Genomic DNA, 25173 nt, shown 5'->3' with positions numbered 1-25173 from the left:
CGAAGCTTAACCATGCTCCCCATTGATCAGGGCAAAGCCTAGCTGCCGTTCGGGCCGCCGCCGGTGTTGCTGCCGCCGCCGCCACCCATGCCGCCCATGCCGCCAGCGCCCACCGCGCCGATATTGCCGAAAATCTCGTCCAGCAGGCTGCGATGGCGGCCCAGCGTCGGCGTCTTGTCGCCGGAGGGCGAGATTCTGGCGACCTGTTCCAGGCCCATGCGGTCGACCGCCGTCACATTGCCCGCCGCGTCGAAACGGACGCGGAGAACGGTCTGCGCCACGGGCTTGGGATTGGAAAAGGCGAGCGCACGCATGTCACGCGACACATAATACCAGTCCTGATCGCCGAACTGGGCGGCGAAGGTCGGGCGGCCCAGCGTGCCTTCCACCGACGCGCGGTTGTCGATGCCCGGCTGGATGGAATCGACCAGCAGCTTGTCGACCTGATACCCTTGATGGGTGCGGATGCGGGTGCAGCCCGACATCCCCAGCGCAAGCGCCACAAGGCCCCCCGCGAGCAAGAGCCGCCCGCTGCGGGACTGTCGGCTGAACTGGCGCATGCACTTCTCCTGCCGGGACGGGCCCCGGAAATCCTTAAAGCTGACGCCGCCATTGCATCGGGCGGCCCGCCGATCAATATGGAATTGAGCGGACCCCGGCAAGAGGGGCCTCGTTCGGTTCAGCCAGGAAACGTCCACGTCATGCCCAACCTCTTCCGGCGCCTGTTCGCAAGCCGCGATCCCAAGGATGCGATGCAGCCGCTATACAACGCCATCGTTCAGGAAGGCCGCGAGCCGCACTGGTATCTGCAAGGCCAGGTTCCCGACACGATCGACGGCCGGTTCGACATGATCGTCGCCATCCTCGCCCAGGTGCTGATGCGGCTGGAAAGCCTGGACGCGGCGCAGGAAAGCGTGTGGCTGACCGAATTGTTCGTCGACGACATGGACGGGCAGTTGCGGCAGGAAGGCATTGGCGACGTCGTGGTGGGCAAGCATATCGGGCGGATGGTGAGCGCGCTGGGCGGGCGCCTTTCCGCCTATCGCGAAGCCCTGTCAGGGGAAGCGGAATTGAGCGAGGCGCTGGCGCGCAACCTTTATCGTGGCGCGCCTCCATCGGCCGATGCGCTTGCGCATGTCGAATCGCGGCTGCGCGCGCGCTGGGTCCGGCTTGGCGCGATGACGCGCGACGCGCTCATGGCGGGAGAGCTGGGATGACCGCGCCCGCACCGGAATTTTCCCGCCCCGTCCGCGCCGATCAGCTTGCCCTCCATGCGCAGGGCGTGACCATCAGCGCCGAACCCGCCGAACGCGAGGCGCTGGCGCGGCGCTTCAACCTTCTGAGCCTGGACCGGCTGGAGGCGGAATATGGGCTGACCGAGGAAGCGGGCGGCATTTTGGCGCGCGGCCATGTGCGCGCGGAACTGACGCAGCCCTGCGTCGCGACCGGCCTGCCCGTGCCCGAAAGCATCGACACCGACTTCCTGCTGCGCTTCGTCGCCGAAAGCGGAACCGGCGAAGAAGGCGAGGAGCTGGAGATCGATTCGGACGATTGCGACGTCATCGGCTTTGACGGGCAGGTCATCGACATGGGCGAGGCGGTCGCCGAAACCATGGCGCTGGCGATGGCGCCCTACCCCCGCTCGCCGGACGCCGACGCCTATCTGCGCGACGCGGGGGTGCTGACGGAGGAGCAGGCAAGCCCCTTCGCCGCGCTGCTATCGCTCCAGAACAAGAAGAAATGATCGGCGCGTCCAGCAGCCTCCTTCCACATTTTCCCTGCATTCCAACTGTGCCATAGTCGCGCGCCATGGAAACTCCGGCCGCTGGCACGCGCAAGATCATCCATATCGACATGGATGCCTTTTACGCATCGGTCGAGCAGCGCGACGACCCTTCCCTGCGCGGCAAGCCCATCGCGGTGGGCGGCGGCGGGCCGCGCGGGGTGGTGGCCACGGCCAGCTATGAAGCGCGTGTGTTCGGGGTGAAATCCGCCATGCCCGGCGCGCGGGCGCGGCGGCTATGCCCGGACCTGCTGTTCGTGAAGCCCCGGTTCGACGTGTACCGTGCCGTTTCAACGCAGGTGCGGGGCATCTTCGCCCGCTTCACCGACATCATCCAGCCCCTCTCCCTGGACGAAGCCTATCTGGACGTGACCAGCAACAAGCCCGGCATCGCGTCCGCCACGGTGATCGCGCAGGAAATCCGCCGCATGATCCGGGAGGAAACCGGCCTCACCGCGTCGGCGGGCGTGTCCTACAACAAGCTGATCGCCAAGCTGGCGTCGGATCAGAACAAGCCAGACGGGCTGTGCGTGGTCCGGCCGGGGGACGGGATGGCGTTCATGGCCAAGATGCCGGTCCGCCGCATCCACGGCGTAGGCCCGGTGACCGCGCGGCGGATGCAGGCGCTGGGCATAGAGACCGGGGCGGACCTGCGCGCCCGTGACCTGCCCTTCCTGCAACAGCATTTCGGCAGCGCCGCCGATTTCTACTATCGCGCCGCGCGGGGCGAGGATCACCGGATGGTCCATGAACGGCAGGAGCGCAAGTCCGTCAGCGTGGAGGACACGTTTTTCGACGATCTGGTCACGGAGGATGCGCTGGTCGCCGAGGTTGACCGCATCGCCGCCAATCTGTGGGGCAGGATCGAAAAGAGCAGCGCCTATGGCCGCACCGTGGTCCTGAAAATCAAGTTCGCCGACTTCCGCATCATCACCCGCTCGAAAAGCTTCGCCGCGCCGGTGCGTTCACCGGACCTGCTGGCGCAAACGGGCCGCGCCCTGCTCCAGGCGCAACTGCCGCTGCGCATGGGTGCGCGGCTGCTGGGTCTAGGCGTCCACAATCTCGATCATCAGGAAGCCAGTGAAGAAGGCCCGCAACTCAGCCTTCTCCTCTAGCGGCTCAGAAGGGCAGCCAGTTCCGCTTTTCGGTGAACTTCATATAACCCGCATTGACGCCCAGCCGGTAGCCGACGCCAAGCCGGATCGGGATGAGTACGACGCTGCCCCAGCGCAGATAGCTGGCGGTGAAGCCGCCCACCAGATAGGCCGTGCCCTCCGCCGCCGGGAAGCGATGGTAAAGGTCCTGCGTGTCGTAGAGATTATAGACGAGCACGAAGGTATTGGCCGCGTTGCCGCCCACGTCGAAACCGATCGACGGGCCGGTCCAATATACCTGACGCGCGCCTTCCACCTTGTGGTTGAGCGTGCCCGATCCGTAGCGCAGGCCGACGACGAACGCGCCGGACGCCTCCCGCCCGGCGATATAGGCATTGGGGCGGCCCTGATCCTTCAGGATCTTCTCGATAATGCCTGCCAGACCCTCCGCTCCCTTGCCGAACACGCCTTCGGCCGCGCCGATCAGATCGTCTTCCTGATAGGATTCGCTTGCCGCCGGAGCAGCGGGCGGGGAATTGGCGGTGACGGGCGCGCCGGTCGCCGTGCTGCCCGACGCGACCGGCGGCGGCGCGGCGGGATCGGTCGTCGTCTGTGCGGGCGGAACGCTGGTATCGACGCCGGGATCGGTGGGCGTGCTGTTCTGCGGCGGCACCGGGGCGAGATCGGCATCGATCGCCGTATTGGGATCGACGGTGCGCACCTGCGCCTGCGCCGCGACAGGCGCCAGCGCGACCCCGCCAATCGCCAGAGCCACCGCGCCCATGCGCGTGATGCGCGCCGCCGCCCGCTTCATCGTCCCGATCATCCCCGCCATGCCCCCATCTGCCCGCTCGTCAATCATCCGGCAGATTATCCGGGTTCAAGCTGAAACGACAATGAACGAACGGTGACCGGAGTCGATTCCGCGCCGGAACGAATCGTCGAAAGGCCAGCGCGCCAATTTTCGTGCCAGAGGACCGTTGCCATGCACGAAAGCCGCCGCTATAGCCCAATTCGCCTAGCCGCTGTCCCGCCTCAAGCGGGCGTTCAGGCCATGTTTGGAGACGTGGGTGAGTGGCTGAAACCAACGGTTTGCTAAACCGTCGTACTGGTAAATCCGGTACCGAGGGTTCGAATCCCTCCGTCTCCGCCATTTTTCCCGTTGAAGTATCGATTTGATCGAATTTCGATACAGCGAAGGCGCTCGCCCAACGTGCTTTTTTGCATGGATGGAGTTTAGGCGCGACAAGAGCCGCGCCCTCACCTTATTTCGGACGACCGTGCTTCCCCGGACGAATCCCGCAAGAGTTTATGGGCGCCGTGTCCCATCGGATCGGCGCCCGTCCCATGCCTATTCCGTGTAACGCTGCCGCAGACGGGCGAGTTCGGTCCGTCCGAGTCCCAGCCTGTCCCGCAAGTAGCCTTTCGCACCGCCGGGATGGGCATCGATCACGCGGAATACGGCTTCGATATAGCTGCGATCGACGCCCATCAGCGCTTGCAGCACTTGCGGAGGCAGCTTGCTCCATGCCTGCATTGCAGCGCCGTCGCCCACGATCGCCTTCTTGGGATCGAAATAGCGGTTGCTGAGGAGATAATCCTCCACCACCGTTTCGCGAGGGACATCGAGCGCCGTCAGGATCAGCGCAGCGGCGACGCCGGTGCGGTCCTTGCCCGCGGAACAGTTGAACGCCAGCGGCACGTGCCCGGCCAGCAACTGTTCGAACATGCGGCGATACTGGCCGTTGAACTGTTCCAGGATGCGCGGATAGCTTGACGCCATGGCCGCACGGGCCTGCTCGCCCGTCCAGCCAGCCGCATTGCTGAAGTCGAGCCCGGCCATGTCCATCCTGTAATCGTCGGCGAGGATCTTGGGCGTCATATTGCCGGGCCAGCGGACCGGCGCGGCATTGCGCTCCTGCGTGCTGCGGAAATCGCAGACGGTCCTGATGCCCAGCTTGCCGAGATAAGCGAAATCTGTTGGCGTCAGGCCATTCATCGCGCCCGAACGGAACAGGACGCCCCAGCGAACGGTGCGCCCATCGCGCGTGCGATAGCCGCCGAGGTCACGAAAATTCTGGCCGCCCTGGAGCGGCAGGAGGCGGCTGTGCGCCTCCTGAACGGCGGGCGACTGGGGCGCGGCCTGCCACGCCAGAGCAGCCCCGGATGCAGTGAATGCGAGCGCGCCCGCGATGATGAGTTTGCGGATGGTCATCTCTATCCTCCCGGTCAGAAGCGCAGCGTGCCGTCGATGCCGAAGGTGCGCGGCTCGTTGAAAATCCCGTACTCGCCTGCCACGGAATAGGCCGCCCGGCTGCGGTAAAAGACATGCTGTTCGTTGAAGAGGTTGCGCGACCAGAGCGCGAGTTCCAGCCTCGCGCCCCGGCTGAGGCCGATTCCGGCCAGGGCTAGGCGGCCATTGACGATGAAGGATTTGTCCGAAAGCGTCTCCTCTCCCGCGACCGCGTGAAAGCGCGACGCAGCATTGGCGTCGAGATGCATGCGCAGTTCGGTTTCTCCGGCCAGCGGCAGGGTGTAGTCGATCGCGGCGCTGCCGGCATGTTTGGGCGTGCTGGTCACGTAAATGGTCTGGCGCGGCGACCCTGCGGGCAGGAACGGATTGACGGACTGGGGAAGCCTGGCATCGGTATAGGCATAGCTTGCCGACAGGGTTAGGCCGGGAAGCGGGGCCAGCGACGCGTCAACCTCGATACCCTTGATCCTGCCATGTCCGGGCGCGTTCAGGGTTTCCGTGGTGGTGCGGTTGGTTCCGGTATTGGGCGCATAGAAGTCGATCTGGATATCGGTATAGCGGGTCGTATAGGCGGCGATATTGAACCGTCCGCGCCGGTCCCAGAAGCTGGTCTTGAGACCGGCTTCGAAGGTCGAGACCTTTTCCGGGCCATAGGCGCGGTAAGTCAGCGACCGCGAGTTGGCGCCACCGGCGCGGTAGGCGGTCCCCCATTTGCCGTAGAGCTGCACATCCCTGCTGGGGTCGAACGTCACAGTCACCTGCGGATCGAAATGATCCTTGGAGAAGGTGAAGCTGTAGGGCGTATCCGCGCCGTTGACCTTGTAGAGGCGGCCGCTTTTCTTGTCGTGCGTGAAACGCCCGCCCAGCGTCAGGCGCAGCATGTCGTCAAGCACGGGCGGGTTCCAGCTCGCCTGCCCATAAACGGCATAGCTGTCCGCTTTCGCCGTGCTGGCGCGGTCCGGGAATGGCGCCCTGGCTCCGGCCTCCAGCGACGGCAACGGCGTTGCCACGGTGCCATCCGCGTTCCAGCGCATGGTGTTGGGGCTCCAGGCGTCGTCGTCACCGGATTCATGATAATAAAAGAGGCCCGCCACATATTGCAGCCGGCCGGCATCACCCACCAGCTGGAATTCCTGGCTATATTGTTCCTGCCTCATCGAGGCGAGGCTGTAACGGGCGAAGGTGGCGTTGGGCTGGAAAACGGTGCCCGCATGCGCGCCGATGCCATTGTCCCACTGGTCCTGCTCCAGATGCCGGTAGGCGCTGATCGATCGCAGTTCAGCCGCGTCCGAAACCTTCCACTTGAGATGGAGGCTGACGCCGTAGGTCTCTCCGACATTTTCCCGCTGCGGCACGCCGATATCAGCGGTCTTCGCCCGATCAGGCTGCACCTTGACGAGGGGCGCGAGCGGATAGGCCGTGGGGCTGAGGTTCAGCAGTTGAACATAATAAGGCGTGGTCACGTCATAGCTGTAGTCTGCATCGATCTGCGCGCTGAAATCGGCGCTCGGTTCCCAAAGCGCCGCGCCATGCACGCCCCGGCGATCGAACCGGTTGAAATCGTCGGCGCCTTCGAGCCTGTTTTCCACCACGCCGTCACGCTTCAGGAACACCGCGTCGAACTTGAGCGCGATATTGGCGAAGGAAGGAAGATCCAGATGGGTCTCGCTTGAATAGCCGTTATAGTTGCGAAGGCCCAGCGTCTGGCGCAGTCCGAATTCACCCGATGGTTTCTTCGAGACGATGCTGACAGCGCCGCCGACGGAGTTGCGGCCGAACAATGTGCCCTGCGGGCCCTTGAGCACCTCGATCCGTTCGATATCCATCAGCGCCATGCCCAGCCCCTGCGCGCGGCCCAGATAGACGCCGTCGATATAGACGCCGATGCCCGCATCGCGGCTGGGCTGATTGGAATCGCCGCCGGTGATGCCGCGGATGCCGACGGACAGCGCCGAATTGCGCGTGAAGTTCGGCCCGATCCGCAGTGACGGAACAGCGCCGTCCTGCAAATCGAGAAGGCTCTGGACATGGCGGTTGGCGAGCGCCTGTTCGCCCAGAACGGAGATCGAGATCGGAGTCTTTTGCAGGTTGGTTTCCCGCTTTTCGGCAGTGACCACGATCTCGTCGAGCCCCCCAGCCCCGGTTTCATCCGCGACCAGCCTGGCGTCCGGCGCGGCCTGCATCTGGGCATGGGCAGCGATCGGGCAGAGCAGCATGCCCATCGCCGTCCCGGTCAGCATCCATCCATGCGGCAGCTTCAGTTTATTCGGTTTCACGATAGCCCCTTTCCGTTGAGTCGCGGCGGAAATAGGCCGTTTGTATGTAATAGATGTGACACTTGTATCTTGCGCTTTCTGCGGCAAAATGGGGTCGAAGCCGAAGGAGCAGGAAGATGCCGAACACCAGCAGAGAAGCCGCAAAAGCGCCGGAAAGGCTGGTAAGTTCGGTGCTGTCTGCGTGGGAGGGGGATGGCGCGGAAGCGATTTCCGCCCGTATGCTGGCATCGGCAGCAGGCCTCCCCGTGTCTGCGATCCACTATCACTTCGGTGGATTAGGACAATTGTTGGACGCAGCGCAGGCAGATGCCATCGCTTCTGCCCGCGCATGGTGCGAAGCGCAGCAGGAAGCGATCGGCAAGGCCGCCATATCGCCGGACATGCTGGGACCGCTGCTGGCCTGCCTCATCGATGATTGGTGCGAAATGCAGCGCGGTCTGGCCTTCGCCTGGCGTGAGGGGCAGCTGATGGCGCTGCGCGATCCTGATCGCTGCTGGGCGGCCAGGCAGTGGGACCAGATGTGGCAGGGATTTTTCGATCAGCTATGCGCTGGGATGGGCCTTTCGGAATTCGCGACGCTGACCGCCTGGTTCTTTGACGGGGCCAGCGGGCTGCATATACTGCGATGGCGCCGTCCGCTTGATCGTTCGGCGCTGGAAGAACTCTGCAATGGCTGGGCGGCCTGGCTTGGCGGAAAGCTTGCGCCGCAGGGCGGTTGGTTCGACACGGGGCAGAGAGACGCGCAGATGCTCGCCGCGACGCCGGAGCCGTCCGATAGCGTTGCCGAAACCATCGCCAACGCCGCCGCGCAGGTGGTCGCGGAAAGCGGCGTAACGGCGCTGACCCATCGTGCCGTTGCCGCCGCGGCGAACGTCACGCTCGGTACGGTCTCCTATAAATTCCGCACGAGCGCCGACCTTATGCGCGCCGCATTCGACGGCATATACCGGCGAATGCAATCGCGCTCTCCCGTCCGGCTGGGCGAGAGCGCGGCGATGACAGTGGAAGAGGTCATCGCCCTGGCCGAGCAGGGCGCGCCAAGCCGCGCCGACATGCTCGGTTCGGGCGAGCTTTGCATCGCCACCGCGCGCAATCCGGCGTTCCAACCCTTCGCAGCGCAGTTGCGCTATCTGCGCGGCCGGGGGTCGGCGCGCATCCTTGAACGCGCGCTGGGCCGCGATCACGCCGTTTCGCCGGTCGATGGCGCAATCCTCTCCGCAGTTCTGGGCGGCCGGGGACAGGCATGCAACAGCACCGGCCCCCCGCGCCGCTGCCCCGGCGGCTCGCCTCTGGCCGGACCTGACCGGCCCGGCCGTCATGTGGATGTCAACACCTCGTCGCAAAGGGGATGCGAAGGGGGACCAAGCATTTGCGCGCCCAGCCGCACATCCACACCAGTCTCTGGAGGCTCGCCGCCTTTTCATCGCCCATGGTCGGGGTGCAGGCGTTCGAAATCGCCTGGCGAGTCTATCTGCCAGCCTATACCGCGACGGCATACGGGCTTTCGCTTGCCGCCGCCGGCTTTCTCATCATGGCGCTGCGGCTGTTCGACAGCGTGATCGACCCCGTCATCGCATGGGCCAGCGATCGCTTTCCCACGCGCTTCGGACATCGGCGTCCCTGGATGGCCGCAGGGCTCGTGCCGGTCCTGATCGGCATTCCGGGCGTATTCTTTGGCTGGCCGGGGAGCAGCATCATCTCGCTGGCGGCCTTTTCGCTGCTCGCCCATCTTGGTTATATGATGCTGGTGACCCCGCATGGCGGCTGGGCGCTTGAACTCGGCGCGGACCCTGCCGCGCGGCTCCGCATCATCGCCGCCAAGACATGGTTCGGGATCGCCGGGGCCATCCTGGTCCCGATCGTGCCCGCCCTGCTGGAGCGGGGCTTCGGCATCGGACGCGAGGGGCAGGTCGCGGCGCTTGGCGTCCTCATCATGCTGTTCCTTCCCTTCGCGGTGCTGCTGGTCCTGACCAATATAGCCGAACCGCGGTTGCAGAGCGCGGATGTGGCCCAGGCCGCCAATCCCCTGCGCCTGTTCGCACGCATCCTTCGCACACCGGCGATGCTTCCTGTCCTTTTGCTCTATCTTTGCTCCGGCTTCGCGGAGGCGGCCGCTTCCGCCGTCTTCCTCTTTTTCATCGATGACGCGCTTGGCCTCAAAGGGTGGGGAAGCACGCTGATCGTCGTCCAGGCCGTCCTTGCGCTTGCCACCCTTCCCTTCTGGAGCGCCGTGAGCGAACGCATCGGCCGCCGCAGGCTGCTGATGACGGGTTATGGCTGGAGCGCCGCGATGGCCCTGGCAGCCTTGGCCATTCCCGCCGCCAGTCTCGGCGGAGCGGTGGCTTTCGTGGTCCTGCGCGGGCTTTTCGCGGGGATCGATTTCCTGTTCCTGCGCGCCATTGTGGCCGGCATGGTCCGCGCCTCGGCCGATGCCGGGGTGCGAAATGGCGCCAGCTTCTATGCGGTCAGCAATATCACACTGAAATTCGCATTCGGCATCGGCGCGTTCGCATCGCTCTCCCTGATCGGGCTGCTCCCGGCCTCTTGGGTGGCGGCCGGTATGGACGATGGCGCAGCCGTCCGGCTGTCCTATGCGCTCCCCTCAGGGATGGCCGGGCTGCTGGCGCTTCTGATTTTGTGGCGCTGCTATGATGCTGACGGGTCCGGCGAGCCTGAGGTCCGCGCCTCCCCGGATCGATCCGGTCCAGCATTCATCGGATAAGCGATCCGGCGAACAAGCCACTTCCGAACGGCTCAGGTTCGATGATCGGGAATGTTCGCCATCGGCTGCAAACCCTTCCATGTCATTGCGCGATCCGGGTCCATTGCTGCGACCGGCATCCGACGCGGCCGAGGAGACACCCCCTCCCGATCAGCGTGTCATCGTCGATGATGCTGACCGTTCCTGAGAAGGTTTTGCCGATATCGGGCACGAAGACCCGGCCCCGCCAGACGCCGGGCCGTTCCTGCACGAAATCCCGGAACAGCCGCAACCCCACGAGAGGATCGGTGCCGCCGCGCCGCGCATCGTTCTTCGCCTTGTCATTCGCCCACACGACCACCCCGCACATGCGCTCGCCGCACGGTTCAGCGCGGACATGAACGCTGCCGGACGGATTTCGCCAGATGCCGAAGGATCGGTCCTGCGCGGCGAGGCTGGCGGGTGACACAAGCAAAACGCAGGAAACTGCGGCGCAGATGTAGGCAAGGGATGTTCGCGTAAACGGCATGAACGACCTCATGGCTGGTTCGAAGACCTCTTTCCGCGCACCCGCAGCGAAGCGCTCCGGTTCAAGGATCTTCCTCGCGAAGGAACTTCCCCTCGCTCCCCTGCGCAATCTCAGGCCATTGTTCCAATCGTGCAGCGAAATCGCAACCATGCCACGGCGAAAAACAGGCGCCGGATTACCGCGACGGCCGGAAATTGCGGCCGTGGAACTGCGTTTCCCCGTTAAATTTCTTTCTTGGCTTCAATTCGGGCGAGGCTGACTGTAAATCCGCAGCGCTCGGCCGTGTCGAGGTTGAACTCCTGATATCGCCTGAACAAGCCCCCCAGATGCTGGTCGATCTCGCCCTGCGTATAATCAAGAGAGTGCACGCTATTGTAGCCGTGCTCGATTGCGCGATCCATCGCGGCCTCCCCATCAGAGACGTTGAAAAAGACATTCATCACGCCTTCTCCGTGAGCCGCAAGGAAGCCGGAGACCGCGCTGCTGTCTTCTCGGCCGGGTAGTGGTGCGCACAGTTCGATCCCGGCGTCCCACGCGATCGACACGGCTATGCCGAACGGTTCGCCAGTCCAATGCGCGTCCAGGAAAGTGGCCCCAAGCAGGTCATGATATTTCTTCTTGGCGCTTTCCAGATCGCGGACGGCGATCATTATGCGATTTATTCCATTGACGGCCACCAGCGCCCCCCGATGATAAATTCTTGACGAACCACCACCAGGTGGCAGCCATGAGCTAAGCGGCAATCCTCACGTCAACCTTTGTCGGCTAAGCCTGGCTGGCTAGAAAAGATCTGTCCGTTTGATCGCATCCGTGCCGCCATCGTCGAAAACGATCTGGCCCATCAGGAAGCGCCCTTTGAAAGTAGCCAGGAATTCGATGAGTTCCGCGATCTCATCCGGAGGGATAAGGCCATCGGGGACTTGCGGGTTGGTCTGCGCGATGACTTCTCGCATCGCAGGATCCTGCATGGTGGAAAGGGCCATGGGCGTTTCGACGACGCCGGGCGCGACGCCATTGAGGAGGATGCCCGATCCGCCCCATTCCGCTGAAATCGCTGCCCGGCGCATCCAGCGGGCGACCGCTCGTTTGGACGTGACGTAAATGGAGGGGTCGCCATCTTCCGCAAGGGCAAGGGCGCGCTGTTCGTCGCCAGCGAGGCAGGCTTCCATGACGGCTTCGTTGCCGGGGTAGATGGACACGCTCGACGCGACGAGCACGGCGCGGGGACGTGGCGACCGGAGCAGGAGCGGGCGCAGCCCTTCAAGGGTGGCGACCGCGCCGAAATAGTTCACGGCCAATGTGGCGGTACTTGGGATGGAAAGCCCAGCGCAGGCGATGACGGCGTCAAGGCCGTCCGCCGCCAGAGCGGTTGCGCGCTCCACCATCTGCGTCCTTCCGGCGGCCGTGCCCAGATCGGCGCATATTTCAGCGTCGCGCAGATCCGCACCGATCACCTTCCATCCCCTGGCTTCGAAACGGCGGCGTGTCGCCAGGCCAATGCCTGAGGCGGCTCCTGTGATAAGGATCGTTCCTGCTTCGCTTTCCATTATCCACCGGCCCCGGAGCAGGCTAGTCCCTGCTCCGGGGCCCGAGAAAGCGTTCAGCCTCCGAAGCGATAGCGCAGCGACACGCCGTACATGCGCGGTTCTCCATAAGTGGAGTTGGTGAAGCCCGTCGCGGTGTTGAGGCCGCTATAGGCGTTCACGCGGTAGACCTTATCAGTCAGGTTCGTGACGAACAGCCGCGCGTCCAGGCCTGAACCGCCGATGCCGTTCAGTTCGATCGAGGCGTTGACCAGCCCATAAGCCTTCACCCAGACGTTGGGATCGTCCGAAGGCAGGGTGCTTGAGCTGTTATAGGTGCGCCCGACATAGGAGTAGCTGGCGGCCAGCACGAGCGTACCGGCGCTGTTCGGCAGGGCTGAGGAGTAACGCCCGTTAAGGTTGAACAGATGTTTGGGCGCCAACTGGAACGGGGCGCAGCTCAGGTCCACCGAAGCCGTCGGCTGGCCGGGGAAGGGAACGGCAACGGGGCCGCCGCAGCCTTGCACGACCCGCGCCAGCGGATCGGGCGCAAGCGGCAGGGCGTATCGCTTATATTTGGCATCCATGTAGGAATAGTTGGCGGCGATCTCCAGCCCGCGGGCCGGTCTGATAGCCGTCTCCACCTCGATCCCGTTGATGCGGGCTGCCTGGGCGTTGACCACGATCGCACCCTGATCGACGCAGCTTGAACTGCCGTTGGGCTGGCCGTCGAAACCGATGCATACGCCATTGACGAGATTGCCGTTGGCGACGCTGAATGCCTGGGCCCGCTGGAGTCCCTTGTAGTCGAGATGATAGCCGTTGACGTTGACACGCACCGGAACGCCGCCGACCTGGAAATCGGTCTTCGCGCCGATTTCGTAATTGGTCACGAATTCCGGCTTCGACGTGAGGGATTCCTGACTGGGCGCCGCATAGTTGAAGCTGCCCGCCTTGTAGCCACGCGTGACCTTGCCATAGAGCAGCACCCGCGACGTCGCCTGATAATCCAGTCCGATCGTCCAGGTCGGCTCCGTCGTGTCGAGCGTTGCCGCTCCACCGGGCAGAAGCAGGAAGTTGGTGGCATAGCGTGATCCCTTGATGCGGTCATTGGTCACGCGGATGCCGCCCGTCACCGTCAGGCCATCCAGACCCGGCGTGACGGCGCCGAGGTCGAGCGATGCCTGGGCGTAACCGGCCAGACTTCGCGTGCGGATGTCGTAGAAGGAGCCCGGATTATAGGAGGCGGAGTTGAACGACCCCGTCCCTTGCACGCTTTCCGGCTTCACATAGGAATAATAGAATCCCACGACCGTGTTCAACTTGCCGTCAAGGAACTTGCCCTGAATCTGGGCTTCTTCCGTGATCTGGCTGAGGTTCGTGATATGCGCCTTCGATCCGGCCGGCGCCCACGGGCTGCCAGCGGGAACGGTGGGCGCCTGCTGCGAAAGAATGGGCAATAGCGAACCGTCCAGGTCCCAATTATAGTCCTGTGTCAGGCGCTGGTAGCTGACGATGTTACGGAAGGTGAGGCTGTCGGTCAGATCGACGCTTAACGTATCTATCAGCCCCCAGCTTTTGAGACGCGTGAATTGATCCGTGTTCATGGCTGTCTTGCGGACGCCCAGCCTCTTCTGCGCCGCCAGCACCTGCGCCGCGATGGCGGGGTCGAAAATGTTTCCGAGCGGCCGCTGATAGGCGAGATTAGCCGCGATATTGGTGACGTTTAGCGGCGTCACCGTGGAAATATTGTCGAACACGAAGCCGGTGCCATTGTCGTGCGACTTGGCGTAATAGCCGACCAGATAGTTCTCCACCCCGTCCACCGGCCGGAAAGTCACGCCGATACGCGCGTGCCAATAATGCCTGTCGTCATAATCCTTCCCCGCAAAACCCGGCGAACGCGGCCCGAAGCAACCGGCCGGGTTGGAGATGCATATGTCGGAAAGGCCATAGGCCGCAGGTCCCACATCCTTGGTGAAGCCGTCACGATCCACCTTCTTGCCCGCAATGCGAACGAGCAGTCGATCGGACACGACCGGCAAATCTATCGCGCCTTCAAATTCGCGATCATTGTAATTTCCAAACTGCGCCTGAACATAGCCGCCAAACTCCTTGCCGGGCTTTTTCGGTCCCAGCAGGACCGCGCCTCCGGTGGTATTGCGGCCGAACAGCGTACCTTGCGGACCTCTTAGAACCTGAAGCGATTCAAGGTCGAAAAAGGTGCCCGGCCCGCCCTGCACGGCGACGATCCCGCCCTGGATCAGCGGCACCTCGCCAAAATATTGGACCACGCCGATGGGCGAGAGATAGGTCTGCCCTTGCCCGCGAATAACGATGATTTCGGTACTGCGTTGCGACGCGTTGCTGCTTACCTGCACTGACGGCACCTTGCCGACCAGATCGGCCGCCGTTGCAACGCTCTGTTCGCGCAGCCTGTTGGCGTCATAGGCCGTGATCGCGGTCGGCACCTTCTGCTGCGCCTGCTCCCGCCGGTTCGCCGTCACGACGATGTCGGCAATGGCTGGAGATGGATCGGTTTGTGCCAGTTCCTGCCCATGAGCGGCCGTCGACAGCAACCCGATAACGCTAACGCCCAGACAAATGCGCAGCTTGCCCTTTTGCGATTTCATCACTCTCTCCCCTAAACATATCTTATAATTAAGGTGATCGCCTTAATAAGGCATCTGCCTCATCTCTGTCAATCGTCAGAGCGCCTGTTCGCGAACCGCCATGGCAAGCTGGTTGGCGAACGGCGTAAATGCCGTTACTCGGCTGCATTGATGCCTGGTCGAGGGAGTATATGTGTCCAATTCACCCAATGTGGCCGCCAGTAATCGCGAACGCATCCTCGACACCGCTGAACGCCTGTTCGGGCAGCATGGCATCGACAGCGTATCTTTAAGGCAGATTGGCGAAGACGCCGGTCAGAAGAACAAGACCGCCATTCAATATCATTTCGGCAGCAAGGAAGGGCTGGCCAAGGCGATCATACAGCGCCGGTCCAAGATGATGGAACCCAGGATCGACCAAATGTACGAGGCCGCCGGAACGCAGGGTCGTCTCGACGACATGAGGGCATTGATCGAAATCCTGTTCCTGCCCGTCTGGGAAGTGACGGACAGCCATGGCGATCACAGCTATGCGGCGTTTCTGCTGCAATATATGCATCATCCCGAATTCAAGCCGGAATCGTCCGGCTTCGGCTGGGATATCCATGGGCATGTCCTGACGTGGAACCGGCTGAAGGCGCTGGTTCCCGGACTTGGAGACGACGAAGCTTTTGCGCGTCTATATGTGCTGAACGGAATGTTCGTATCGTCCATGGTCAGGCTGGATAGCGAGCGCAAGTCCGGGAAGACCCTTCTGCCACGCGAAACATTCCTGAACATGCTCCTCGACATGATGGTCGCAGCCTTCGCCGCTGGTTCCGCGGAAGGAGCGGCCTCATAGTCCAGACACATCTGTCCGCGAGATTCGCCCTGTAGGTCTGTTGCCGCTCGCTCCGCTCAAGAGCTGAAAAAAGATCAAGCGGGCAACAGCCGCCTTTCATAGCGCCAGGTGGCCAGCACCTGTTGCACGCGGCGGGAGGCGGTGCGGGCATGGCTGGGGGCGAGGCGCGACTGCGCGGTGGATTCGGCGGATGCCAGTTCAGTGGACAGGTTGTGGAAACCGGCGCTGCGGATGGCTGGAAGGTTCGCCGCTTCCTTGCAGAGCGCGGTGAAGCGCCGCATCACCGCATGGTTGGGGCGCTGCCGGTCGCGGGAGAGCATTTCAAAGCTGTGGGTGACGGCGATGAAGGCGCTATGCCCTTCCCCTGCCGCATGCCTGATGGCTTGCCGCATCTCGCTGGCCGACATGGCGCAGACCTGTGCCGGGCGGAAGTTGCCGGGGCGATCGTTGATGCCGCTTACCGGAGCCTGCGGCAGTCCCTGGCAGCGCGTCAGTCCAGTGAGGTCGCGCGCGCCGGTGATGCGGCAGCCATGGCGGTGATAGGCCGGGTTCACGCTGCTGTCCCAGGCGAAGCCCAATTGCGCCAGCGCGCGGAGCGTGTCGTCATTCGCCCCAAAATTGCCCGCGCGAAAGGCGCTGATCCTGGGCGCGCCCGCAGCCTCAAGCCACTTTCGCCCCATGTCCAAAAGGATCAGTTGATCATCCAGCGCGAAGTCGCCAATGTTGCGCCCGGTCCGCCCGCCCACAGGCGACCGCGCCGCAAATGCCAGCCATTCGCTATGAATGTGCAACTGCACCTCATGGCCGCGCCCGGCGATCGCGGCGACGACAGGTTTCAGAAATTCAGGGCCGTGAACAAGGGCAGGCATGGGATCGAGGAAGAAGACGCCCTTTAATCCATGCTGCTCCAACTGACTCATCTGCCAGCCGATGCCGTATGCCCCGCCCTTGGCCTCTCCCCAGATGGAGCTGCGGACATTATCGTCCAGGCTTAGGCCGCGCTGGTGCAGCAACGCCGACAGTTCCGTGTCGACGGTGATCAGCAAGGCGGTCGAGGCAGGCGAAGACAGCATGCCCCATGGCTTAGCTTCCGGGTCTTAAGGAGCTGTAACCGTTGAACGAAGCGGACGCGGATCAGGCGAAGGGGACGAATTCGCCATAACCGCCCTGAAAGAAAAGCAGCGGCCTGCCCGGCCTTTCCACCTCCAGCGCCATGACGCGGCCGACGACGATATAATGATCCCCCGCCTCATGCACCGCCTCCAGCGTGCAATCGATCCACGCCACCACGCCATCCAGGATCGGCGATCCGTTCGCCGATGCGCGATGCGTCACTCCGGCGAACTTGTCGCCATCCTTGGCGGAAAGCTGCTGGCAGAGCGGCCGCTGGTCGCTGCCCAGCACATTGACGCAAAATCGGCCCGCTTGTTCGATCTGCGGCCAGCTGGTCGATGTCTTGGCCGGGAAGAAGGCGACGAGCGGCGGGTCCAGCGAAACCGAGGTGAAGGAACCCACCACCATGCCGACAGGCGCGCCGCCCGGTTCAAGCGCCGTCACGACGCACACGCCGGTCGGATAATGGCCCAGCACCCGCCGGAAGGTGCCGCTGTCGATCGCCGATATTGCCGTCATTCTACCCTGCCTGTTCCGTCTTCCCGGACCTAAAGCGCCACGCCCGCCGATGCCAGCACCGCCAGCGTCAACAGTTCCGATGCGTTCGACGCCATGGTCGCGATCTGCACGGACTTGTCCATGCCGACCAGCATCGGGCCGATCATGGTCGTGCCGCCCACCTCACGCAACAGCTTGGCGGAGATATTGGCCGATTGCAGCCCCGGCATGACCAGAATATTCGCCGGGCCCGACAGGCGGCTGAACGGATAATTTTTCATGACGGCGGGATTGAGCGCCGCGTCGGCCGTCATTTCGCCCTCATATTCGAAATCGACATCGCGCCCGTCGAGCACCTTGATGGCGTCGCGCACATTTTCCAGATGCGCGCCGGGCGGATTGCCGAAATTGGAATAGGACAGGAAGGCGACGCGGGGGTCATGCCCCATGCGGCGGGCGACGGCGACCGTGCCCTCAGCGATGTCGGCCAGTTCGTGAGCCGATGGCCGTTCATTGACCGTGGTGTCGGCCAGGAACACGGTCTTGTCCTTGGACACGATGACATGGATGCCGAAGGGCGTGCGGCCGGGCGCCGGGTCCATCACCCGCTTCACCTCACGCAGCGTCTGGGCAAAGGGACGGGTCATGCCGGTGATCATCGCGTCGGCGACGCCCATGGTGACCAGCAGCGCGCCGAAGATGTTGCGATCCCGGTTCACCATCCGTTCGCAATCGCGGCGCAGATAGCCGCGCCGCTGCAACCGGGCGTAAAGCGTGTCCACCATCTCCGGCACCAGCGGCGAATTGACGCTGTTGTGCAGTTCGAAGCTTTCCGGGTCGCGCACGCCCAGCGCCCTGAGCTTGTCGACCACATCATGCCGCCCGACCAGCACCGGCGTGCCATAGCCAAGGTCGCGGAACTGGATCGCGGCGCGCAGCACCACTTCTTCCTCCGCTTCGGCGAAGACCACGCGCTTGGGATTGGCCTTGGCCACTTCATAGGCGGTGGTCAGGACCGATGTAGTGGGGTTGAGCCGGGCTTTCAGCGACTGGCGGTAGGCGGCCATGTCGGCGATCGGCTTTTGCGCGACGCCGCTTTCCATCGCGGCCTGCGCGACGGCGGCGGGAACGACCTCCATCAGGCGCGGGTCGAAGGGCGCGGGGATGATATAGTCCGGGCCGAAACTGTGCGAACGGCCATAGGCCTTCGCCACTTCCTCCGGCACCTGCTCGCGCGCCAGTTCGGCGATCGCATGGGCGGCGGCAACTTTCATCGGCTCGTTGATCCCGGTCGCCCGCACGTCGAGCGCGCCGCGGAAGATGAAGGGGAAGCCAAGCACATTGTTGACCTGGTTGGGATAGTCCGACCGGCCCGTGGCGACGATCGCGTCCGGGCGGACCTCCAGCACGTCGGGCGGCGCGATTTCCGGGTCGGGATTGGCCATGGCGAAGATGATCGGCCTGTCCGCCATGTCCTTCACCATGTCCTGGCTGACCGCGCCCGCGACGGACAGGCCCAGGAACACGTCCGCGCCCTTGATCGCTTCGCCCAGCGTGCGCGCGCCGGTCTTCACCGCATGCGCCGACTTCCACTGGTTCATGCCTTCGGTCCGGCCCTGATAGATGACCCCCTTGCTGTCGCACATGATGACATTGTCGTGGGGCACGCCGATCGCCTTGATCAGCTCGGTGCAGGAAATGGAGGCGGCGCCCGCCCCATTCACCACCACCTTCATGTCCTTGAAGTCGCGGCCGGTCAGCATCGCGGCATTGATGACGCCTGCCGCCGCGATGATGGCGGTGCCATGCTGGTCGTCGTGGAATACGGGGATGTTCATCCGCTCCTTGAGCGTCTGTTCGATGATGAAGCATTCGGGCGCCTTGATATCCTCAAGGTTGATGCCGCCGAAGCTCGGCTCCATCAGTTCGACCGCGTCGATGAACTTGTCGACCTCCTCGGTCTTCAGCTCGATGTCGATGGAATCGACGTCGGCGAAGCGCTTGAACAGCACCGCCTTGCCCTCCATCACCGGCTTGGACGCCAGCGCGCCCAGATTGCCCAGGCCCAGAATGGCGGTGCCGTTCGAAATCACCGCGACCAGATTCCCCTTGGCCGTATAGTCATAGGCGGTCGCCGGATCTTCGGCGATGGCGCGCACCGGCACGGCGACGCCGGGGGAATAGGCCAGCGACAGGTCGCGCTGCGTCGCCATGGGCTTGGACGCGATAATCTCGATCTTGCCCGGCCGGCCGGTCGAATGGAAGAACAGCGCCTCGCGCTCTGAAAATTCCACATTCGACTTGTCGGCCATAGTCCCATCCATCCGGTTTCTCTGATCTCCCCGGCCCTAGCGTCATGGCGTGCTTGTGGGCAAGCGCGAGAAGGGCTTTTTTCGCGCATTCCCTCATCGGGTGCATAAGGCTATCGGCTTGGGAGTGATGCCCGCGCCGAAGGATCTTGCCCCCTCGCAGCCGACGCCGATGATGGCGCAATATCTTTCGCTCAAGGCGGAGGCGCAGGATTGCCTGCTCTTTTACCGCATGGGGGATTTTTTCGAACTGTTCTTCGACGATGCGAAGGCGGCGGCGGCGACGCTTGACATCGCGCTGACCAGCCGTGGGGAGCATGGCGGGGCGCCCATCCCCATGTGCGGCGTGCCGGTGCACAGCGCGGAAAGCTACCTCGCCCGGCTGATCAAGGCGGGCCACCGCGTCGCCATAGCCGAACAGACCGAAACGCCAGCGCAGGCCAAGGCGCGCGGGTCGAAGGCGCTCGTCGGCCGCGCCATCGTCCGCTACGTGACGGCGGGCACGCTGACCGAGGAGACGCTGCTCGATTCCCGGCGCGACAACATGCTGGTGGCGCTGTGCCGGACCGGCGGCGACGCATCGGGCGAAGCCGGCATTGCCGCTGCCGACATTTCCACCGGACGGTTCGAAACGCTGACGCTTGCGGCGGCTGACCTGCCCGCCGAACTGGCGCGATTGCGGCCAAGCGAGATCGTGGTGCCAGAAGGGCTGGAGATCGGCCTGGCGGAGGCGCATCCGTTCGACCGCGCCGCCTTTTCCAGCAGCCGCGCCGAAGCCGCGCTGAAAAAGCTGTTCGGCGTTGCGACGCTGGACGGTTTCGGCCAGTTCAGCCGGGCCGAATTGTCGGCCATGGGCGGGCTGATCAGCTATCTCGACCATGCGGGCAAGGGCACCCTGCCCTTCCTGGCGCCGCCGGTCCGCAAGGCGAGCGGCGCGCATGTGGCGATCGACGCAGCGACGCGCGAAAGCCTGGAGATCACCGCGACCATGAGCGGCGCGCGCGCGGGCAGCCTGCTAGGCGCGATCGACCGCACCGTGACGGGCGCGGGCGCGCGGCTGCTGGCGCAGGACATATCCGCGCCGCTGATGGATCAGGCCGCGATCGAGGCGCGGCTGGGGCTGGTCCAGCTTTTCCACGACGATCCCATCCTGCGCGATCAATTGCGCGCGGCGTTGCGCGCCTTGCCGGACATCGGCCGCGCCCTGGGCCGCGTCGCCATCGGCCGGGGCAGCCCGCGCGACCTTGGCCAGTTGCGCGACGGCCTTGGCGAAGGGCGGGTGCTGCGTGAGCGGCTGACGCGCTTGCCTGACCTGCCGCCGATGCTGCAACAGCTTCTCCCCGCACTCGACGGCCATGGCGCGCTGGTGGATGCCTTGTCCCGCGCGCTGGTGCCCAGCCCGCCGACGGAAACGGCGAACGGCGGCTATATCGCCGATGGCTATGACCCCGCACTGGACGAACTGCGCCGTCTGGCGGGCGACGGGCGGCGCGCCATCGCGGCGCTGGAGGCCAAATATCGCGAGCAGACCGGCATCTCCAGCCTCAAGATCCGCCACAATGGCGTCCTTGGCTATCATGTCGAGGTTCCCGCGCGCGCGGCCGACCCGCTGATGCAACCCGAAAGCGGCTTCACCCACCGGCAGACGCTGGCGGGCGTGGTGCGCTTCAATTCGGTGGACCTGCACGAACAGGCGGGGCGCGTCGCGCAGGCTGGCGCGCACGCCCTGATCGCCGAGGCCGCGCATCTGGAGGAGCTGGTCGCATCGGTCCTAGATCGCAAGGCGGAGATTGCGCTGGCTGCGGACGCGCTTGCCCGGCTGGACGTCGCCGCCGCGCTGGCCGAACGCGCGGCGGAGGGTGGCTGGGCGCGGCCCCACTTCCTTCCGGCCGAGGGCGAAGGCCCCTGCCTGGAAATCATCGGCGGCCGCCATCCCGTGGTGGAGGATTCGCTGCGCCGGGATGGCCAGCCCTTTATCGCCAATGATTGCCGCCTTGGCGCGGCTGACCGGCTCTGGCTTGTCACCGGCCCCAATATGGGCGGCAAGTCCACATTCCTGCGGCAGAATGCGCTGATCATCATCCTGGCGCAGGCGGGGTCCTATGTTCCGGCCCAGTCGGCGACCATGACGCTGGTCGACCGGCTGTTCAGCCGCGTGGGCGCGTCGGACAATCTGGCGCGCGGCCGTTCGACCTTCATGGTGGAGATGGTGGAGACGGCCGCCATCCTCGCCCAGGCGACGGAGCGCAGCTTCGTGATCCTGGACGAAGTGGGGCGCGGCACATCCACCTATGACGGTCTGGCGCTGGCCTGGGCGGTGGTGGAGGCGGTGCATGAGATCAACCGGTGCCGCTGCCTGTTCGCCACCCATTATCATGAGCTGACGCGGCTTGCCGAAACGCTGGGAGCCTTGTCGCTCCATCATGTCCGCGCGCGCGAATGGAAGGGCGATCTCGTCCTGCTGCATGAAGTGGCGGAAGGTCCGGCGGATCGCAGCTATGGCCTTGCCGTAGCGCGGCTGGCGGGGCTTCCGGCGCCCGTGCTCAAGCGCGCCAAGGACGTGCTGGCGCGGCTGGAGGCGGGCAAGGCGAAGACCGGGGGCATCGCGGCGGGGCTGGACGACCTGCCGCTGTTCGCCGCCGCCGCCGCGCTGGAGGAAGAGAAAAGCGATCCGCTGCGCGACGCGCTGGAGGCGATGGATATCGACGCCTTGTCCCCGCGTGACGCGCTCGATCAATTATATCGGTTGAAACAACTGGCCGCCGCATCCGGCGAGGACTAGATAAGCCCCATGGTCATGCAGTTTCCCACATTGGGATCACGCCGGGCGATCATCGACCGCCGCGCGATTTCCGACCGCATCAACGCCCTGGCGCAGGCGCATCGGGGCGATGGGATGATGCTGCGCGGCCTGATCGTCGCGGAACTGAAGGACGCTCTCGACGCCGGGCGGCAGGAAGTCGCCCGCCGCCTTGAGGCGCGGCCGACCAAGGGGCGGGAGGCGGTTACGGCCTTCGCCTTCCTGATCGACCAGATATTGCGCCTTTTGTACGACGCCACCACCCATCACCTCTATCCCGCGGGCAACCGCAGCACCGGGGAGCGGCTGGCGCTGCTGGCGGTCGGCGGATATGGGCGTGGCGAAATGGCCCCGCACAGCGACGTGGACATCGCCTTCCTCACCCCCTGGAAACCCACCGGCTGGACCGAGCAGGTCATCGAATCGATGCTCTATTCGCTGTGGGACCTGGGCCTGAAGGTCGGTCATTCCAGCCGGTCGCTCGACGAAACCATCCGCATGGCGAAATCCGACCTGACCGTCCGCACCGCATTGCTGGAGGCGCGCTATATCTGGGGCGACCGCGCCCTTTATGAAGAAGCGACCAGGCGCTTCGATACCGAAATCATGCAGGGCACGGCGCGCGCCTTCGTCACCGAAAAGCTGGAGGAGCGCGACGAGCGCCACCGGCGGATGGGGGACAGCCGCTATGTGGTCGAACCCAATGTGAAGGAAGGCAAGGGCGGGCTGCGCGACCTGCACACGCTGTTCTGGATCGGCAAATATGTGAATCGCGTGCCGTCCGTGGACCAGCTGGTCGATGTGGGCCTGCTGACCGAAAGCGAGTTGCGGCAGTTCCAGAAGGCGGAAGATTTCCTGTGGGCGGTGCGTTGCCACCTGCACATGATCACCGGCCGCGCCGAGGACCGGCTGACCTTCGACCTGCAACTGGAAACGGCGACGCGCATGCACTTCACCGGGCGGCAGGGCCGTTCGGGGGTGGAGCGCTTCATGCGCTATTATTTCCTCAATGCGAAGACGGTGGGCGACCTGACCGCCGTGTTCCTGGCCCATCTGGATGACCAGTTGGGGGCGAAGGGACGCCGCTATATCCCCTCCCTCTTCCGGCGGCCCAAGAAGCTGGACGGGTTCGTGCTCGATCGCGGGCGGCTTGCCCTGCCCAGCGACGATTTCTTTCAGGCTGATCCGGTCCGGCTGCTGGAAATCTTCGCGCTGGCGGACCGCCATGGACTGGCCATCCACCCCAGCGCCATGCGCGCGGCCAGCCGGGACGCTGGCCTGATCACGGCGAAGGTCCGCCGCGACCCGCGCGCCAATGCCGCCTTCATGGATGTGCTGACATCGCCGCGCGATCCTGAAACGGTGCTGCGCTGGATGAACGAGTCCACCGTCTTCGGCCGCTTCATTCCCGATTTCCGCCGCGTCGTCGCCCAGATGCAGTTCGACATGTACCACCATTATACGGTGGACGAGCATACCATCCGCGCCGTTGGCCTGACCGCCCGGATCGAAAAGGGCGAACTGGCGCAGGATCATCCGGTGGCGACCGAGCTTATGGGCAAGCTCATTTCCCGCCGCGTGCTCTATGTGGCGGTGCTGCTGCACGACATCGCCAAGGGGCGCGGAGGCGATCACAGCATATTGGGGGCGGAGGTCGCCGAACAGCTCTGCCCGCGGCTGGGCCTGACCGCCGCCGAAACCGAAACGGTCGCCTGGCTGGTCCGCTATCACCTGCTGATGTCGGCCACCGCCTTCAAGCGCGACCTGGCCGATTACAAGACCATCCTCGACTTCGTGGAGGTGGTGCAAAGCCCTGAGCGCCTGCGCCTGCTGCTCTGCCTGACCGTGGTCGACATCCGCGCGGTGGGTCCGGGGGTGTGGAACAGCTGGAAGCGGCAGTTGCTGGCCGACCTTTATGAAGCGGCCGAAGAGGTGCTGCGCCTTGGCCATAAGCAAAGAGGCCGGGAGGAGCGGGTCATCGCCAAGCAGGAAGCGCTGCGGATGGCGCTCGACCTGTCCGCCCCCGACTTCGCCGATCTGGTCAAGCGCCTGCCCGAATCCTACTGGATCGCCGAGCCCGAAGACATATTGATCCACAATGCCCAGCATATCTTGGCGTCGTCCGGGTCGCAGCTGTCGATCGCGGCGCAATATTATCCCCAGCGCGGGGCGACGCTGGTCACGGTTTACGCGGCCGACCATCCCGGCCTCTTCTACCGCATCGCCGGCGCCATCCATCTGGCGGGCGGCAACATCATCGACGCGCGCATCCATACGACCCGCGATGGCGTGGCGATCGACAATTTCCTGGTGCAGGACCCGCTGGGCGGCGCTTTCCACAGTCCCGACCAGTTGAAGCGGATCCGCACCGCGATCGAGGATTCGCTGTCGAACCGCCATCGCATGATCACCAAGCTGGAAGCGCGCCCCCTGCCCCGCACCCGCGCCGAAGCCTTCCGCATCGAACCCAATGTGCTGATCGACAACAAGGCGTCGAACCGCTTCACCGTGATCGAGGTGAATGCGCGCGACCGGCCAGCGCTGCTGTTCAGCCTGGCCAACGCCCTGTTCCAGTCGAAGGTCACGGTGCACAGCGCCCATGTCGCCACCTATGGCGAACGCGCGGTGGACACATTCTATGTGACCGACCTTCTGGGCGGCAAGATCGAGAGCAAGGGACGGCTCCAGACATTGGAGCGCAGGCTGCTGGACGCGGCGGGCGGGGTGATCGGCGAGACGCTGGAGCGGGCCTGAACGTCCCCGGCGCGGACCTTTTCTACTGAGTGAAGTCGAAGCTTTGAAAGAGTGCGGCAAAGTGCCTCATACGCCTTCACAGCCTT

The 25173-nt window shown here is 64.4% G+C and carries 19 protein-coding genes and 1 tRNA gene; 9 read left to right on the top strand and 11 right to left on the bottom strand.

All coding sequences use genetic code 11. From position 1 onward, the window contains the following. Positions 1 to 38 precede the first annotated feature (38 nt). On the bottom strand, positions 39 to 560 hold the full coding sequence (locus ET21_RS0107020; RefSeq protein WP_030539088.1) for an outer membrane protein assembly factor BamE: 522 nt from the start codon (positions 558 to 560) through the stop codon (positions 39 to 41). Between the two features lie 141 nt (positions 561 to 701). Between ET21_RS0107020 and ET21_RS0107015 the strand changes: the two genes are divergently transcribed. The 3 genes from ET21_RS0107015 (at position 702) to dinB (ending at position 2898) form a co-directional block, all read left to right on the top strand. Further along, positions 702 to 1217 (top strand): ubiquinol-cytochrome C chaperone family protein, encoded by a 516-nt coding sequence (locus ET21_RS0107015; protein ID WP_030539087.1) that lies wholly within the window; start codon positions 702 to 704, stop codon positions 1215 to 1217. Then, on the top strand, positions 1214 to 1744 hold the full coding sequence (locus tag ET21_RS0107010; protein ID WP_030539086.1) for a DUF177 domain-containing protein: 531 nt from the start codon (positions 1214 to 1216) through the stop codon (positions 1742 to 1744). Before ET21_RS0107015 ends, ET21_RS0107010 begins: the two co-directional genes overlap by 4 nt. 65 nt (positions 1745 to 1809) lie before the next feature. Further along, positions 1810 to 2898 (top strand): DNA polymerase IV, encoded by a 1089-nt coding sequence (gene dinB / locus ET21_RS0107005; protein ID WP_030539085.1) that lies wholly within the window; start codon positions 1810 to 1812, stop codon positions 2896 to 2898. Positions 2899 to 2902: 4 nt separating this feature from the next. On the opposite strand, the gene ET21_RS0107000 is transcribed toward dinB, so the two are convergent. After that, a complete protein-coding gene (locus tag ET21_RS0107000) occupies positions 2903 to 3703 on the bottom strand; it encodes an EipA family protein (RefSeq protein WP_030539084.1) in 801 nt (266 codons plus the stop codon). Positions 3704 to 3937: 234 nt separating this feature from the next. Between ET21_RS0107000 and ET21_RS0106995 the strand changes: the two genes are divergently transcribed. Beyond that, positions 3938 to 4030: transfer RNA gene (locus tag ET21_RS0106995), tRNA-Ser, on the top strand. Between the two features lie 198 nt (positions 4031 to 4228). On the opposite strand, the gene ET21_RS0106990 is transcribed toward ET21_RS0106995, so the two are convergent. After that, positions 4229 to 5092 (bottom strand): tyrosine-protein phosphatase, encoded by an 864-nt coding sequence (locus tag ET21_RS0106990; protein ID WP_030539083.1) that lies wholly within the window; start codon positions 5090 to 5092, stop codon positions 4229 to 4231. A gap of 14 nt (positions 5093 to 5106) precedes the next feature. Continuing rightward, positions 5107 to 7407 (bottom strand): TonB-dependent receptor, encoded by a 2301-nt coding sequence (locus tag ET21_RS0106985; RefSeq protein WP_237751502.1) that lies wholly within the window; start codon positions 7405 to 7407, stop codon positions 5107 to 5109. Positions 7408 to 7523: 116 nt separating this feature from the next. Between ET21_RS0106985 and ET21_RS0106980 the strand changes: the two genes are divergently transcribed. Continuing rightward, positions 7524 to 8966 (top strand): TetR family transcriptional regulator, encoded by a 1443-nt coding sequence (locus ET21_RS0106980; RefSeq protein ID WP_051768034.1) that lies wholly within the window; start codon positions 7524 to 7526, stop codon positions 8964 to 8966. Continuing rightward, positions 8861 to 10129, top strand: coding sequence for an MFS transporter (locus tag ET21_RS0106975; RefSeq protein ID WP_237751509.1), 1269 nt, complete (start codon positions 8861 to 8863; stop codon positions 10127 to 10129). The genes ET21_RS0106980 and ET21_RS0106975 overlap by 106 nt, the downstream gene beginning before the upstream one ends. A gap of 82 nt (positions 10130 to 10211) precedes the next feature. On the opposite strand, the gene ET21_RS0106970 is transcribed toward ET21_RS0106975, so the two are convergent. From ET21_RS0106970 to ET21_RS0106955, 4 genes are all read right to left on the bottom strand, one after another. Then, complete coding sequence (locus ET21_RS0106970) at positions 10212 to 10637, bottom strand: DUF2147 domain-containing protein (RefSeq protein ID WP_030539079.1); 426 nt, start codon at positions 10635 to 10637, stop codon at positions 10212 to 10214. Between the two features lie 221 nt (positions 10638 to 10858). After that, a complete protein-coding gene (locus tag ET21_RS0106965) occupies positions 10859 to 11314 on the bottom strand; it encodes a VOC family protein (protein WP_272945211.1) in 456 nt (151 codons plus the stop codon). A 102-nt stretch (positions 11315 to 11416) separates the two neighbouring features. Then, positions 11417 to 12184, bottom strand: coding sequence for an SDR family oxidoreductase (locus tag ET21_RS0106960; RefSeq protein WP_030539077.1), 768 nt, complete (start codon positions 12182 to 12184; stop codon positions 11417 to 11419). Between the two features lie 53 nt (positions 12185 to 12237). After that, complete coding sequence (locus tag ET21_RS0106955; protein WP_030539076.1) at positions 12238 to 14793, bottom strand: TonB-dependent receptor; 2556 nt, start codon at positions 14791 to 14793, stop codon at positions 12238 to 12240. Positions 14794 to 14965: 172 nt separating this feature from the next. Here ET21_RS0106955 and ET21_RS26465 point away from each other — a divergent pair, with 172 nt between their 5' ends. Further along, a complete protein-coding gene (locus tag ET21_RS26465) occupies positions 14966 to 15613 on the top strand; it encodes a TetR/AcrR family transcriptional regulator (RefSeq protein ID WP_051768032.1) in 648 nt (215 codons plus the stop codon). 74 nt (positions 15614 to 15687) lie between these two features. Here ET21_RS26465 and ET21_RS0106945 read toward each other — a convergent pair whose 3' ends face one another. The 3 genes from ET21_RS0106945 to ET21_RS0106935 all read right to left on the bottom strand — a co-directional run bounded on the left by ET21_RS0106945 (position 15688) and on the right by ET21_RS0106935 (position 19536). Then, positions 15688 to 16686: a hypothetical protein gene (locus ET21_RS0106945; protein ID WP_030539074.1), complete on the bottom strand. Its 999-nt coding sequence runs from the start codon at positions 16684 to 16686 to the stop codon at positions 15688 to 15690. Positions 16687 to 16747: 61 nt separating this feature from the next. After that, complete coding sequence (locus tag ET21_RS0106940) at positions 16748 to 17245, bottom strand: flavin reductase family protein (RefSeq protein ID WP_030539073.1); 498 nt, start codon at positions 17243 to 17245, stop codon at positions 16748 to 16750. Between the two features lie 29 nt (positions 17246 to 17274). Continuing rightward, on the bottom strand, positions 17275 to 19536 hold the full coding sequence (locus ET21_RS0106935; protein WP_030539072.1) for an NADP-dependent malic enzyme: 2262 nt from the start codon (positions 19534 to 19536) through the stop codon (positions 17275 to 17277). Positions 19537 to 19663: 127 nt separating this feature from the next. On the opposite strand from ET21_RS0106935, the gene mutS reads away from it, so the two are divergent. Next, positions 19664 to 22315, top strand: a complete 2652-nt coding sequence (gene mutS / locus ET21_RS0106930; RefSeq protein WP_030539071.1) for a DNA mismatch repair protein MutS — start codon at positions 19664 to 19666, stop codon at positions 22313 to 22315. Between the two features lie 9 nt (positions 22316 to 22324). Continuing rightward, positions 22325 to 25087: a [protein-PII] uridylyltransferase gene (locus tag ET21_RS0106925; RefSeq protein WP_030539070.1), complete on the top strand. Its 2763-nt coding sequence runs from the start codon at positions 22325 to 22327 to the stop codon at positions 25085 to 25087. Positions 25088 to 25173 lie beyond the last annotated feature (86 nt).

Source organism: Sphingobium sp. DC-2, from assembly GCF_000722555.1.
GTDB classification, from domain to species: domain Bacteria; phylum Pseudomonadota; class Alphaproteobacteria; order Sphingomonadales; family Sphingomonadaceae; genus Sphingobium; species Sphingobium quisquiliarum.
This window is presented reverse-complemented; position numbering and strand designations above follow the sequence as displayed.

What these genes read in the sequence shown, in the direction of transcription:
- ET21_RS0107020 (WP_030539088.1), bottom strand. Translation starts at nt 560, where the DNA reads ATGCGCCAGTTCAGCCGACAGTCCCGCAGCGGGCGGCTCTTGCTCGCG.
- ET21_RS0107015 (WP_030539087.1), top strand. Translation starts at nt 702, where the DNA reads ATGCCCAACCTCTTCCGGCGCCTGTTCGCAAGCCGCGATCCCAAGGAT.
- ET21_RS0107010 (WP_030539086.1), top strand. Translation starts at nt 1,214, where the DNA reads ATGACCGCGCCCGCACCGGAATTTTCCCGCCCCGTCCGCGCCGATCAG.
- dinB (WP_030539085.1), top strand. Translation starts at nt 1,810, where the DNA reads ATGGAAACTCCGGCCGCTGGCACGCGCAAGATCATCCATATCGACATG.
- ET21_RS0107000 (WP_030539084.1), bottom strand. Translation starts at nt 3,703, where the DNA reads ATGATCGGGACGATGAAGCGGGCGGCGGCGCGCATCACGCGCATGGGC.
- ET21_RS0106990 (WP_030539083.1), bottom strand. Translation starts at nt 5,092, where the DNA reads ATGACCATCCGCAAACTCATCATCGCGGGCGCGCTCGCATTCACTGCA.
- ET21_RS0106980 (WP_051768034.1), top strand. Translation starts at nt 7,524, where the DNA reads ATGCCGAACACCAGCAGAGAAGCCGCAAAAGCGCCGGAAAGGCTGGTA.
- ET21_RS0106970 (WP_030539079.1), bottom strand. Translation starts at nt 10,637, where the DNA reads ATGCCGTTTACGCGAACATCCCTTGCCTACATCTGCGCCGCAGTTTCC.
- ET21_RS0106960 (WP_030539077.1), bottom strand. Translation starts at nt 12,184, where the DNA reads ATGGAAAGCGAAGCAGGAACGATCCTTATCACAGGAGCCGCCTCAGGC.
- ET21_RS0106955 (WP_030539076.1), bottom strand. Translation starts at nt 14,793, where the DNA reads ATGAAATCGCAAAAGGGCAAGCTGCGCATTTGTCTGGGCGTTAGCGTT.
- ET21_RS0106945 (WP_030539074.1), bottom strand. Translation starts at nt 16,686, where the DNA reads ATGCTGTCTTCGCCTGCCTCGACCGCCTTGCTGATCACCGTCGACACG.
- ET21_RS0106940 (WP_030539073.1), bottom strand. Translation starts at nt 17,245, where the DNA reads ATGACGGCAATATCGGCGATCGACAGCGGCACCTTCCGGCGGGTGCTG.
- ET21_RS0106935 (WP_030539072.1), bottom strand. Translation starts at nt 19,536, where the DNA reads ATGGCCGACAAGTCGAATGTGGAATTTTCAGAGCGCGAGGCGCTGTTC.
- mutS (WP_030539071.1), top strand. Translation starts at nt 19,664, where the DNA reads ATGCCCGCGCCGAAGGATCTTGCCCCCTCGCAGCCGACGCCGATGATG.
- ET21_RS0106925 (WP_030539070.1), top strand. Translation starts at nt 22,325, where the DNA reads ATGGTCATGCAGTTTCCCACATTGGGATCACGCCGGGCGATCATCGAC.